Source organism: Larsenimonas rhizosphaerae, from assembly GCF_023700005.1.
GTDB classification, from domain to species: domain Bacteria; phylum Pseudomonadota; class Gammaproteobacteria; order Pseudomonadales; family Halomonadaceae; genus Larsenimonas; species Larsenimonas rhizosphaerae.
Genome location: NZ_JAMLJK010000001.1, coordinates 869,929 through 882,029, shown reverse-complemented (window position 1 = coordinate 882,029; position 12,101 = coordinate 869,929). Strand labels below are relative to the sequence as shown.

Sequence of the window (12,101 nt, the reverse complement as noted above, 5' to 3'; positions counted from 1 at the left end):
GCCATGTTGTACGTCATCGTCAGCCAGGACAATGAAGGCAGCCTGCCCCTGCGCAGGGAGGCCCGCCCGGAACACCTCGAACGCCTTGAGACCCTGAAGGCAGCAGGTCGGCTGGTACTGGCAGGGCCCTGCCCGGCCATTGATGCGAGCGACCCGGGCGAGGCCGGCTTTACCGGCAGTGTCATCGTGGCCGAATTTGCCTCCCTTGATGCCGCGACGCAATGGGCCGATGAAGACCCCTATGTTGCAGCCGGTGTCTACGCGTCGGTCAGCGTCAAACCCTTCCGCCAGACCCTGCCCTGACCCGCCCTCGGGTTATCCACGGCTTCTGTGGATAACCATGTGAAGAGTCCGCGGATGACATTCACATCCCCGTCATCTGCGGTCCCTGTGGCATGTTGTTCATTTTTTAACCAGTGCGGAACACGCCCGTGACCGATACCCTGCCTACGGCCGGCCTGACGCCGGCCCGACTGAGCTGGCGTGATGACGCGCCGGAAGCCGACGATTACGGCGATGTCTATTTTTCACGCGAAGATGGCCTGGAAGAAACCCGCCATGTCTTCATCCACCACAATCACCTGCCTGAACGTCTGGCCGACTGGGATGAATCCCGTCCATTCGTGATCGGTGAAACCGGCTTCGGCAGCGGGCTGAACATGCTGTGCGCCTGTGCCTGTTTTGAGCAGTACGCACAGCCGACGGCGCGCCTGCATCTGGTGTCGGTGGAAAAGCACCCCTTTTCACCAGACGATCTCAAACGTGCCCAGAGCGCCTGGCCCATGCTGGCCCCCTGGGCCGAGGCCATTCAGCGCCAATGGCCGGCACCGGTGGCAGGCATTCATCGGCTGGTGTTGAGCGAGCGCATTACGCTGGACCTGCACCTTGGTGAAGCGGTAGAGATGATCACTGCACTTGACGGCACGGTGGACGCCTGGTTTCTGGACGGGTTTGCACCCTCCAGAAACCCTGACATGTGGCAGCCGGCCCTGTTCGAGGCCATGGCTCGCGTCAGTCGCCCCCGGGCTACCTTTGCTACCTTTACCTGCGCCGGTTTCGTCAAGCGTGGCCTGAAGGCTGCCGGCTTTGCGATTAAAAAGGTGGCTGGTTACGGTCGCAAGCGGGAAATGCTGGTCGGCGAACTGGTCGAATCGACACCCACTGCGCCACGAGCAGCCACGCCCTGGTTCATTCCCCCGACACCGCCACAAGGCGACACCATCGCCGTGATCGGCGCAGGACTTGCCGGGATCAGTTGCGCAGAAGCGCTCGCCAGGCGAGGTCGACGCGTGCTGCTGATTGACCCAGCCCCCGGCCAGGGCGGGTCCGGTAATGATCAGGGCGCGCTCTATATCAAACCCGCGGCCTCTCCCAACGACCAAAGCCACTTCTATCTGGCCGGCCTGCAGTACAGCCTGCGCTGGCTGGCCCGGCTCGACCCGTCAATGGCTCACTGGGCGCCCTGTGGCGTACTTAGCCTGGCGCTCGATGAAAAGGGGCTGACCCGTCAGCGCACCATGCTGGCACGCTTCGGCCTGCCCGACACTTTACTGAGGGAAGTATCCTGCGAAGAAGCAGGCAGACTTGCCGGTACCCCCGTGGCCAGCGGTGGCATCTACTTCCCGACGGCGGGCTGGGCATCCCCCAGGGGCCTGTGTCATCTGGCCCGTCAGTGGCCGGGGATAACACTGACAACAGCAGCCCTGTCCTCACTTGATTACCAGGATGACAACTGGCATCTGATGCTCGATACCGGGGCTACCCTACGCGCCGATCAGGTCATTCTGGCCTGCGCCGAAGCCACTCGTCACTGGCCCGAGGCCGCCCACCTGCCACTGCAACCCATCAAGGGACAGGTCAGTCAGGCACCCGCCCTGGAGGCCACGCCGGGACCGGAGTGCGTGGTATGCGGGCGCGGCTATGCACCACCTCCACACCTGGGCCTACAGAGCTTCGGGGCCAGCTTCCACCCCGGCCACACCGACACGGAGGTAAGCCGGGAGGATCACGAGTACAACCTGACCGTACTGGCCGAGGCCCTGCCGGACTACACCACGCACCTGCTGGCCAATGCTCCGAACCTCAAGGGCCGCTCTGCCCTGCGCTGCGCCACGCCGGACAAGAGCCCGTTTATCGGGCCAGCGCCCCGCGCTGAACGCTGGCGGACCGATTACCAGGGCCTTGGCAAGGATGCACGTCGCTTCCACAGTGATGTGCCCGGAGCGTGCTGGCCAGGGCTCTGGATCTCGACCGGCCACGGTTCGCGCGGGCTGTGCAGTGCGCCTCTGGCAGCAGAGATACTGGCTTCACGAATCTGCGATGAACCCGCGCCCCTGCCACGCCATCTGATGGATCACCTGCATCCGGGTCGACGCATCATCCGGGATCTGATTCGCGGCCACTGAGGCAATCGTTCACTTACAGAAAGGGCGCGCCTCTCGGCGCGCCCTTTCTGTATCCGGATGAACCGGTTCAAGCATCCTCGTGAACTTACAGCGTTTTGATCGACGCAATCATCTCGCCCACGACCTTCTGGCCATCGCCGTACACCATACGAGTATGGTCGAGATAGAACAGATGGTTTTCCACCCCGGAGAACCCGGCACCCTGCCCGCGCTTGATCACCAGAACATTCTTCGACTGGTCGGCGTTCAGAACCGGCATGCCGTACAACGGGCTGTCCGGATCGCTTTTGGCCACCGGGTTCACGACGTCATTGGCACCAATCACCAGCGTAACGTCTGTCGTATCGAAATCGTTGTTGATTTCTTCCAGATCCAGAATCATGTCGTAGGGAACGCCTGCTTCCGCCAGCAACACGTTCATGTGACCCGGCATACGACCGGCAACCGGGTGGATGGCAAACTTCACGTCCGTGCCACGCTCGGTCAACAGCTCAACCATTTCCCAGATCTTGTGCTGTGCCTGCGCCACGGCCATGCCGTAACCCGGCACGATGATGACCCGATCGGCATAAGCCATCTGGATACCGGCGTCAGAAGGGTCAACGCCCTTCATGCTGCCTTCGATCTCGGTCTGTTCCTTGCCCTGGCTGCCACCAAACTGCTTGAACAGGACGTTGGAGATCTTGCGGTTCATGGCCTTGGCCATCAGCTGTGTCAGCAGCGTACCAGCGGCGCCAACCACGGTGCCGGCGATGATCATTGCTGCGTTATCCAGCACGAACCCTTCCATCGCCACGGCAAGGCCCGTGAAGGCGTTGAACAGGGAGATGATGACCGGCATGTCTGCACCACCGATCGGCAGTGCCATCATCGCACCAAAGGCCAGGGCCAGAACGAAGAACAGCAGCAGTGTGACGCCGGAAGGCGTGGTGGTGGCGATCACGATCCCCAGAATGACGGCCAGCACGATAACCGCCAGGTTGATCCACTGCTGATTGGGGAAGTACATGGCCTTTTTCATGCGACCATCAAGCTTGGCCCACGCCACTACCGAACCACTGAAGGCCACACTCCCGATCAGAGCCCCCAGGACACCCAGCCACAGAGCCATCGGGCCGTGACCCTGTGCCAGGGCCGGGTCATTGGCAACACGAATCAGCTCCACGGCGGCGATGGCTGCTGCCGCGCCGCCTCCCATGCCGTTGTAGATGGCAATCATCTGCGGCATGTCGGTCATTTCGACCTTGCGCCCACCCATCCATGCCACGCCACCACCGATGGCAATGGCCAGCAGCATCAGGATATATCGACCGTCGATTTCCGGGTGAAAGAAGGTCGCGACCGTAGCCACCACCATGGCCACGCCAGCCCAGTGAATGCCACTGCGCGCCGTGGTCGGATGCGACATCCGCTTGAGTCCGAGGATGAACGTGACAGCGGTTGCAAAATAAACCAGCTCAACAATACCGCTCATTTGCCCTGCTCCTTGCCTTTGCCGCTTGACTTGAACATCTCGAGCATTCGCTCGGTCACTACGTAGCCCCCGACGGCATTACCGGCCGCCAGCAGCACGGCAATGAAGCCGATTGTCATCTCAAGGCCGGTTTCAGCCTGACCAAGAGCGATCATCGCGCCGACCAGCACGATGCCGTGAATGAAGTTGGAGCCCGACATCAGCGGGGTATGCAGGATGACCGGAACCCGGGAAATTACCTCGAAGCCGACAAATGCTGCCAGCATCAGAATATAAAGTGCCGCTACACCTTCAATCATGCCTTGTCCTCCAGAGCCTTGCGCACACCCTCGTGCACGATGTCGCCGTCACGGGTCACGCACATCGGCCCGATGACAGCATCGTCAAAATCAAGTACCAGCTCACCGTCCCTGATAAACGGTGTCAGCAGATTGAACAGGTTCTTGCCGTACATCTCGCTGGTATTGACCGGCAGCTGTGACGGTATATCGAGCAGGCCGACAATCTTGACGTCGTTGTGCTCTACCGTCTCGCCGGGGCGAGTCAGCTCACAGTTACCACCGCCTTCGGCAGCCAGATCAACGATCACACTGCCAGGCTGCATGCGCTCGACCATGTCTTCGGTAATGATCTTCGGTGAAGGACGGCCAGGAATGGCTGCCGTGGTAATGACGGCATGGGCCGTGGAGAGATGCTTGGCCAGCGCTTCGGCCTGAGCGGCACGCTCGTCGTCGGTCAGTTCACGGGCATAGCCGCCTTCACCGGAAGCGTCGACGCCGGTGTCGATCATGCGCGCGCCCAGCGACTCGACCTGCTCACGCGCGGCAGCGCGGATATCATAGGCCCAAACCTGCGCACCAAGCCGCCGTGCGGTGGCAATGGCCTGAAGGCCAGCGACACCCGCCCCGACTACAATCACTCGCGCCGGGCGAATGGTACCGGCAGCGGTAGTCAGCATGGGGAAGAACACACTGGCCTCGTGAGCAGCGGTCAGCGCTGCGTGGTAGCCGGCAGCCGCAGCCTGGGAGGACAGCGCATCCATGCTCTGGGCCCGGGAGATACGCGGCACCAGCTCCATCGCCAACGCCGTGATGCGTCGCGCCTTGCAGCGCTCCAGCAACTCGCGACTCTGGAACGGAGACAACAGCCCGACCAGCACCGTACCTTCGGCCAGACTATCGATCAATTCAGGCTCCGGGGGGCGTACGCACAGCACCAGACCGGCATCTTCCGCATGCTGGCCCGCCTCGAGCACCTGCACACCGGAGACATCGTCATAGGCAGCATCAGCAAAGTGAGAAAACCTGCCGGCACCGGCATCCACCATGACAATGCTCTGATCAGCATCGGCCGACACGGCCCGGGCAAGCTTGCCTGCTGTGGTCGGGTCCAGTGCGACACGGCGTTCGCCCGGCGCACCGGGCCCTGCCGAGGGCGCACGAGACTCACGCACAACTCGAATAGTCAGCATTCAACAATCTCCCTCGTTCCACGAGAATAATACTTGCACAATGATTAACAGGATGACCGGGCGATACATGCCGACCGGTTTAATTCAATCGGGAACAAGAGTGTTTAAAAAAGTGGAAACCAGGTCAAGAAAAAGCGAAAAAATTCTTTAAAAACAACAACTATAATGCTTACCCTATATATTTTATAACGCTTTATCTATGCATGTTGAAAAGTATCAACTGACTGTTTTAAATGAAATAAGTAGGTATTTATCAAACCGCCATTCATGTTATGAACACCATAATAAAAACGTTATGGCTGTTTTTTCAGGTAGCGGCCTGCAAGTGGCGCACTGCTGACAACCGTCTCATTCCGAGCGTCGAAGCTGTTCCAGCCGCTCATTGTCGAGGCACATGTAAGTAAAGGAAGGTCGGCCGATCTGACCGTAGGCGAAGGTCTCTTCAAGCACTTCCCGAGTGGCAAGGTACTTGAGGTACTTGCGTACCGAGACACGTGACATTCCGGTTAACCCGGCAATATCCTCGGTGGAAAAGTGCTCTTCCGATACGGATAAAATCGCGTCGATCACCTGAACCAGACTCGGCAGGGTCAACCCCTTGGGCAACCCGGAAGGACGGCGCATATCCGAGCGTGGCGCCCGAAACAGGGTATCCAGAAGCTGCTGGTTAATATCGTTGCCCGGCTGATCAAGCACATCACGCTGGCGCCGTGCTGAAAGCACCGCGTCGCGAAAGCGCAGGAACTCGAAGGGCTTGATCAGATAATCCGTCACCCCGAGCCTGCGGGCCTCACGGATGGTGTCGCGCTCGGACGCCGCCGTAATCAGTATGATTTCAGGCACCACGGCCTGTTCCTGCAGCTCACGCACCAGCTCCAGACCGTTGCGAGCACCGAGGTACACATCCAGCAGAACCAGATCCACCGGCTCACGGTCCAGCACCACTCGTGCCGTGGTGAGGTCACTGCACCGGGCCACCAGCTGCATGTGTTCGATCCGGGCCAGGTACTCCACGTTCAGCTTCATGACCATGGGGTCGTCTTCTACCACCAGCACCCGGGTATCAGTGCTTTTCGGCATCATCATCACTCCAGTAGGGGTAGGTGATTTCTATCAGGGTGCCTTCGCCGGGCGTGGAGTACAGCGCCAGATCACCTCCGGCGGTCTCCAGACGCTCCTGCACCAGCGACAGCCCCAGCCCACGATTCGCGCCCCGTGTGGACACGCCGCGGGCGAAAATATTCGACTGCATCGATGGCGCAATGCCTGGGCCATTGTCCTGCAAATGCGCCGACAGGCTGTCCCCCTCGCGGTCCATGGTCAATACCATCATGGGCGAACGATCGGTGACGGTATCAAGCGCTTCAAAGGCGTTATCAATGATATTGCCCAGAATCGTGACCAGATCGTGTATGACCCGGGGACTTCGCTGTATATCAATCGGCTGTTCGATGCGAATATCAAACTGCACGCCCCGTTCACGCGCCTCGCTCTGCTTGCCAAGTAAAAAGCCGGCCAGTGCCGGCTCCTGCACGTCCCCGGTCAGCTGCGATGACTGCGATATCCGATGATCCGCCAGCGCCTTCAGGTACTCACGCAGTGCCGGAAGATCCCCCAGATGAGCCAGACCATGAATCACGTGGATCTTGTTCTTGAACTCATGCGTGGACGCGCGCAGCGCTTCGGCATAACGACGCACGCCGGTCAGCTCCTCGGCCAGCACATGCACATCGTTCTTGTCCCGGAAGGTCATCAGCGCCCCTTCCTGATGCCCTCGCCACAATATGGGCCGGTAACTGATCAGCAGCGTCATGGCATCAAGCTGCAGGGTCTGGTGCTCGCGGCCCTGATCGGTGGTCATGCCCCCCGAACAGGCCAGTTCAGGCCAGTGGGTATCCAGTAGCACGCCTTCACTCGGCAACGGTCGGGACAGCCGCGACAGCAAGCGCCGGCCGGCCGGGTTCAGCAGGGTCACTCGCCCTTCGGCATCAACAGCCAGCACACCATCCTGCATGGCATCCAGCATGGCCTGACGCTGCTGAACCACATGGGCGATATCATCGGGCTCCATGTCGAGCAGGCGCCGCTTGACCGTACGGGCCAGCCACAGGGCACCATAGGCACCCACCGCCCCGATCAGCGCGAGGGTAAACCCCAGCCGCCAGCGATTACGATCCAGAAGCGGCGTCAGCCGACTCATGGTAACCCCCACCGAGACGGCTCCGAGCTGTCGGCCGTCGGGGCCGATGACCGGTGCAAAGCCCCGCAGGCTGATGCCCAGACTTCCCTCTGCCCGGGAAACATAGTGCTCCCCCAGACTCAGCGCGCGCACTTCATCACCGCCAATGAAGTGATGACCAATCCGCTCGCGTCGCGGGTGCGTCAGGCGCATGGCCTGCTGGCTCATTACCACAATGAAGTCCACGCCCAGCGCCTGGCGCAGTGTGGTAATCCGCTGCTGAAAGGGAGACAGCGGTGTGTCGCGGGCCAGTGGCTTAGGCTCCCCGTCGGACAGGGCACTGATAACATCGGGGCGCTCGGCAATGGTCAGCGCCAGATTACCGACGCGATCTCCCTGCGCCTGTTCCAGGCTCTCGACAAGCTGTCCATTGAACAGCCAGAAGGCCCCGGCCAGGGTCACGCCGATCAGCACGATGGAGACCAGCACAATCAGTCCGCTCAGGCGCCAGCGGCGCCGGCGCAGGGTATTCAACCAATGGATTAACATCATGACGGGCTGATCGACCTTGGTGGCATGTTTTGAAACCGGCAAATGTGCAGCGCGCAGCGGGTATGCTTTTTTAAGTTACGAAACGATTTTTAAACTACGCAAAGATTGGCGACACGGTGCAAACCCGTATCCTCGTGACCCTGAACCAGCTGCCGCCCGGCGGCCATTCGATAACCACATACGTTGCCGGATATTTCTTCCGCACGTTTACGGGCCAACCCGTGGAGCCACATCATGAGTGATTCTACCAGCAGCGCGACAGCCTCAGCGACTGTCCCTGCCTCGAGTCTGCGTATTTTCAATATTCCCCTGCCGGTCTTTGCCGTAGTGGCCGTGGTCATGGCCATCGCCATGTACATGGGCGTATTACCAACGGGCATGATCGGTGCCCTGCTTGTGATGATGGTGATCGGCGAGCTGCTGGGCTTCATCGGCGATCACATGCCGATTGTCAAAACCTACCTGGGCGGCGGGGCCATTCTGGCCATTTTCGGTGCCGCAACCATGGTGTACTTCAACGTGCTGCCGGAAACGGTAACCACCGGCGTGACGTCCTTCATGAAGGGCGGCGGTTTCCTGAACTTCTATATCGCCGCACTGATTACCGGCAGCATCCTCGGCATGGATTCCAGGATCCTGGTCAAGGTCGGTACGCGCTTTGCCCTGCCCTTGCTGGCGGCAGTGCTGTTTGCCTGCCTGTTTGCCATCGCAGTCGGCATGGTCATGGGCTTTTCGCCCCAGGACGCCGTTGTCGTCATTACACTGCCGATCATGGGCGGCGGCATGGGTGCCGGTGCCGTGCCGATGAGCCAGATCTACGAGCAGCTGCTGGGTCAGCCGGCCAGCTATTACATCTCTATTCTGGTGCCGGCGCTGGCGCTGGGTAACGTCTTTGCCATCATCATTGCCGGACTGCTCAACGGGCTGGCAAACCGCATGCCAAGCCTGTCAGGCAATGGCCAGATGATGCCGGGCGTTGAAATCGAGGAAAAGACCACACCCGTGGACATTTCCAAACTCGGCATTGGCCTGGTCATCGCCCTGAGCTTCTTTACTGCCGGTCAGATTCTGGGCGAGTTCATTCCGCTCCACCCCTACGCGCTGATGATTGTGCTGGTAGCCGCCATGAAAATCACGAACCTGGTACCAGAGTTCATCAACGATGCAGCGGCACACTGGTTCCGCTTTGTCGCCAAAAACTGGACCTTTGCCCTGCTGTTCGGCATCGGCATTGCCTATACCGATCTGGGACAGGTAATTGACGCCATCTCGATCACCTATGTCATGATCGTATTTGCCGTCGTGGCCGGCGCCGCCTTCGGCGCAGGCCTGCTTGGCAAACTGGTCGGCTTTTATCCAATCGAAGCAGCCATCACGGCCGGTCTGTGCATGGCCAACATGGGCGGTACCGGGGATGTTGCCGTACTTTCTGCCGCCAAGCGCATGCAGCTGATGCCGTTTGCCCAGATCTCGTCTCGTCTGGGTGGTGCGCTGATCCTGCTGATCTCGAGCCTGGTCGTGCCGATGTTCTTTACCTGAACGACCTGAGCACGCACGAAAAAGCGCCCCACGGGGCGCTTTTTTCATGAACAGGCCCTGCCCGGGTCAGTCAGTCTTCCTCGTCATCAAAGGCCTGACGACCAAAGGCTTCCCACTGCTCCCGCGTCATGACCTCGGTGGATTCGGTCTCAAGGTCATGCACTATCATCAACTCGCCACGCTCAAGACGAGCCTGCAATTGAGCGGTCCAGCCGCGGGTGCCGGCATCGCTGGTATCACTGGTGTCGTAGCCCTCACGAGTGACAAACACCTCCAGCAGGGCATTGAGGGTATCAACCGGCAGCATGGAAGCAGGGACCTGAATGAACCGGCCTCCATCAAGCGTTGTGGTACTCATGGGCGTACTCCGTGATGGTCAAATAGATCCAGCAACTGCTGTTCGCTCCAGACAGTAACACCCAGTGCGGTTGCCTTGTCGAGCTTGCTCCCCGCGCCGGGGCCGGCAACTATCGTATGGGTCTTGCCGGAAACACTGCCGCTGACCTTCGCCCCCAGCGCCTGCAGCGCTTCCTTCGCGCCGTCCCGGGTCAGCGTGTCCAGTGTGCCGGTCAGCACCCAGGTCTGCCCGGCCAGCGGCTGAGCGGCATGCGTCACATCGACCACCGGCCACTGCACGCCCTGAGCGATAAGATCCTCAACAATGGCGACATTGTGCGGTTGCTGAAAGAAGATCTGGATATGCGCCGCCACGATCGGACCGATATCGTTGATCGCCATCAGCTCCTGCTCGGTGGCGGCCATGATCGGTTCCAGCCGACCAAAGTGTGTCGCCAGTACCGTGGCGGTGGTTTCGCCAACCTCGCGGATACCGAGCGCGAAGATGAAGCGGGCCAGTGTCGTCTCCCGGGCATGCGCCAGTGACGTGATCAGATTCTGCGCGGATTTGGCGCCCATTCGATCAAGGCCTTCCAGGGTCTCTGCTGTCAGACGGAACAGGTCCGCCGGCGTCTTGACCAGCTCGCGCGCCAGCAGCTGATCGATCAGCTTGATGCCCAGCCCGTCAATATCCATGGCCCGGCGACTGACAAAGTGCTTGAGGGCTTCACGGCGCTGGGCACCACAGTACAACCCGCCGGAACAGCGCACGTCCACCTCGCCGTCCAGCCGCTCGACGGCCGAGCCACATACCGGGCAGTGCGTCGGCAACGTAACCGGGCGGGCATCATCGGGGCGACGTTCCACGAGAACGTCCACAACCTTGGGAATCACATCCCCTGCCCGATAGACCGTCACCGTATCCCCGATATGAAGCCCCAGCCGGGTAATTTCATCCATGTTGTGAAGCGTCGCATTCGAAACCGTCACGCCCGCCACCTGCACCGGTTCAAGCTTGGCCACCGGCGTCAGTTTGCCGGTTCGCCCGACCTGAAACTCCACATCACGGACCTGCGTCAGCTGCTCCTGCGCGGGGTACTTGAACGCAATCGCCCAGCGTGGCTCACGGGAACGAAAGCCCAATGCCCGCTGCGCGGCCAGACTGTTCAACTTGATGACGGCACCGTCAATGTCGTAATCCAGATCATCACGCTTCTCGCCCAGCTGGCGACAAAAGGCGATGACGTCCTCGATACCGGTCACGACCTGAAGCTCCGGGCTGGTCATGAATCCCCAGTCACGCAAGAGCGCCATATTGACTGAATGAGCAGGCTGTTCACGCGACTCGTCAATACGGGCTACCTGGTAGGCACAAAACTCCAGCGGACGCTGAGAGGTAATGGCCGGGTCCAGCTGACGCAGGCTTCCGGCAGCGGCGTTGCGCGGGTTGGCAAATACCTTGTCGCCCTGTGCCCGTGCCTGTTCGTTCAGCTCCTCGAATCCCGAGTGGCGCATGTACACTTCACCGCGCACCTCCAGCAATGCCGGCCAGTCGTCACCCCGCAGACGCAACGGAATCGAACGCAGGGTGCGCAGGTTACTGATAATGCCTTCGCCTACCCGGCCGTCTCCCCGCGTGGCTCCGCTGACCAGCTTGCCCTGCTCATACACCAGCGACACCGCCAGACCGTCGAGTTTGGGCTCACAGCAGAATTCAAGGGTCGAGGCCGGTTCGGAAAGCGCCTTGCCGACACGCGAGCCAAAGGCATGCAGTTCGGCATCATCAAAGGCATTACCCAGCGAAAGCATCGGCACCGCATGCTCGACCTCGGGAAACCCCGCATCAGGCCTGGCCCCTACACGCTGGGTCGGAGAATCACTGGTCACAAGTTCGGGATGGTCCGCCTCCAGTGCCTGAAGCTCACGCATCAGGCGGTCGTATTCCACATCAGGCAGGCTCGGAGCGTCCTCGACGTAATACTGATAACTGGCGTTTTCAAGCTCACGACGAAGGGTGTCGACTCGTTGCGCGGGGGTGCATGAACGGGCACTCATGGCAGGGCACTCTTACTCAGGGGTCAAAAGGGACACGAAATAAAAGGAGGAGCACCAGGCTCCTCCTTTGATACCAACCGCGTATGCAGT

Annotated in this window: 10 protein-coding genes; 3 read left to right on the top strand and 7 right to left on the bottom strand. The window is 60.4% G+C overall.

Annotated elements, in window-relative coordinates; translation table 11 throughout:
• Positions 1-3 precede the first annotated feature (3 nt).
• Both NAT21_RS03945 and mnmC read left to right on the top strand, forming a co-directional pair.
• Positions 4-303 carry a YciI family protein gene (locus tag NAT21_RS03945; RefSeq protein WP_250935882.1) on the top strand — a complete coding sequence of 100 codons (300 nt, stop codon included), beginning with the start codon at positions 4-6 and terminating at the stop codon, positions 301-303.
• A 128-nt stretch (positions 304-431) separates the two neighbouring features.
• Positions 432-2,405: a bifunctional tRNA (5-methylaminomethyl-2-thiouridine)(34)-methyltransferase MnmC2/FAD-dependent 5-carboxymethylaminomethyl-2-thiouridine(34) oxidoreductase MnmC1 gene (gene mnmC / locus NAT21_RS03940; RefSeq protein WP_250935881.1), complete on the top strand. Its 1,974-nt coding sequence runs from the start codon at positions 432-434 to the stop codon at positions 2,403-2,405.
• 85 nt (positions 2,406-2,490) lie between these two features.
• Here the strand turns inward: mnmC and NAT21_RS03935 are convergent, their stop codons facing one another.
• From NAT21_RS03935 to NAT21_RS03915, 5 genes are all read right to left on the bottom strand, one after another.
• On the bottom strand, positions 2,491-3,879 hold the full coding sequence (locus NAT21_RS03935; RefSeq protein ID WP_250935879.1) for an NAD(P)(+) transhydrogenase (Re/Si-specific) subunit beta: 1,389 nt from the start codon (positions 3,877-3,879) through the stop codon (positions 2,491-2,493).
• Entirely contained in the window at positions 3,876-4,178 is a 303-nt protein-coding gene (locus NAT21_RS03930) for an NAD(P) transhydrogenase subunit alpha part 2 (protein ID WP_250935877.1), read from the bottom strand. The genes NAT21_RS03935 and NAT21_RS03930 overlap by 4 nt, the downstream gene beginning before the upstream one ends.
• Positions 4,175-5,350, bottom strand: coding sequence for an NAD(P) transhydrogenase subunit alpha (locus NAT21_RS03925; RefSeq protein ID WP_250935875.1), 1,176 nt, complete (start codon positions 5,348-5,350; stop codon positions 4,175-4,177). The genes NAT21_RS03930 and NAT21_RS03925 overlap by 4 nt, the downstream gene beginning before the upstream one ends.
• Before the next feature lie 348 nt (positions 5,351-5,698).
• Positions 5,699-6,430 carry a response regulator gene (locus NAT21_RS03920; RefSeq protein ID WP_250935873.1) on the bottom strand — a complete coding sequence of 244 codons (732 nt, stop codon included), beginning with the start codon at positions 6,428-6,430 and terminating at the stop codon, positions 5,699-5,701.
• Entirely contained in the window at positions 6,414-8,081 is a 1,668-nt protein-coding gene (locus tag NAT21_RS03915) for an ATP-binding protein (RefSeq protein ID WP_250935871.1), read from the bottom strand. The genes NAT21_RS03920 and NAT21_RS03915 overlap by 17 nt, the downstream gene beginning before the upstream one ends.
• A gap of 234 nt (positions 8,082-8,315) precedes the next feature.
• Here NAT21_RS03915 and NAT21_RS03910 point away from each other — a divergent pair, with 234 nt between their 5' ends.
• Positions 8,316-9,620: a 2-hydroxycarboxylate transporter family protein gene (locus NAT21_RS03910; protein WP_250935869.1), complete on the top strand. Its 1,305-nt coding sequence runs from the start codon at positions 8,316-8,318 to the stop codon at positions 9,618-9,620.
• 70 nt (positions 9,621-9,690) lie between these two features.
• Here the strand turns inward: NAT21_RS03910 and NAT21_RS03905 are convergent, their stop codons facing one another.
• Positions 9,691-9,978, bottom strand: coding sequence for a YheU family protein (locus NAT21_RS03905; RefSeq protein ID WP_250935866.1), 288 nt, complete (start codon positions 9,976-9,978; stop codon positions 9,691-9,693).
• Positions 9,975-12,011 carry an NAD-dependent DNA ligase LigA gene (gene ligA / locus NAT21_RS03900; protein ID WP_250935864.1) on the bottom strand — a complete coding sequence of 679 codons (2,037 nt, stop codon included), beginning with the start codon at positions 12,009-12,011 and terminating at the stop codon, positions 9,975-9,977. The genes NAT21_RS03905 and ligA overlap by 4 nt, the downstream gene beginning before the upstream one ends.
• Positions 12,012-12,101 lie beyond the last annotated feature (90 nt).

Bases quoted from the DNA above. Each gene is read 5' to 3' on its own strand.
- NAT21_RS03915 (WP_250935871.1), bottom strand. From the start codon at position 8,081: ATGATGTTAATCCATTGGTTGAATACCCTGCGCCGGCGCCGCTGGCGC.
- NAT21_RS03905 (WP_250935866.1), bottom strand. From the start codon at position 9,978: ATGAGTACCACAACGCTTGATGGAGGCCGGTTCATTCAGGTCCCTGCT.
- NAT21_RS03945 (WP_250935882.1), top strand. From the start codon at position 4: ATGTTGTACGTCATCGTCAGCCAGGACAATGAAGGCAGCCTGCCCCTG.
- NAT21_RS03930 (WP_250935877.1), bottom strand. From the start codon at position 4,178: ATGATTGAAGGTGTAGCGGCACTTTATATTCTGATGCTGGCAGCATTT.
- NAT21_RS03910 (WP_250935869.1), top strand. From the start codon at position 8,316: ATGAGTGATTCTACCAGCAGCGCGACAGCCTCAGCGACTGTCCCTGCC.
- NAT21_RS03920 (WP_250935873.1), bottom strand. From the start codon at position 6,430: ATGCCGAAAAGCACTGATACCCGGGTGCTGGTGGTAGAAGACGACCCC.
- ligA (WP_250935864.1), bottom strand. From the start codon at position 12,011: ATGAGTGCCCGTTCATGCACCCCCGCGCAACGAGTCGACACCCTTCGT.
- NAT21_RS03935 (WP_250935879.1), bottom strand. From the start codon at position 3,879: ATGAGCGGTATTGTTGAGCTGGTTTATTTTGCAACCGCTGTCACGTTC.
- NAT21_RS03925 (WP_250935875.1), bottom strand. From the start codon at position 5,350: ATGCTGACTATTCGAGTTGTGCGTGAGTCTCGTGCGCCCTCGGCAGGG.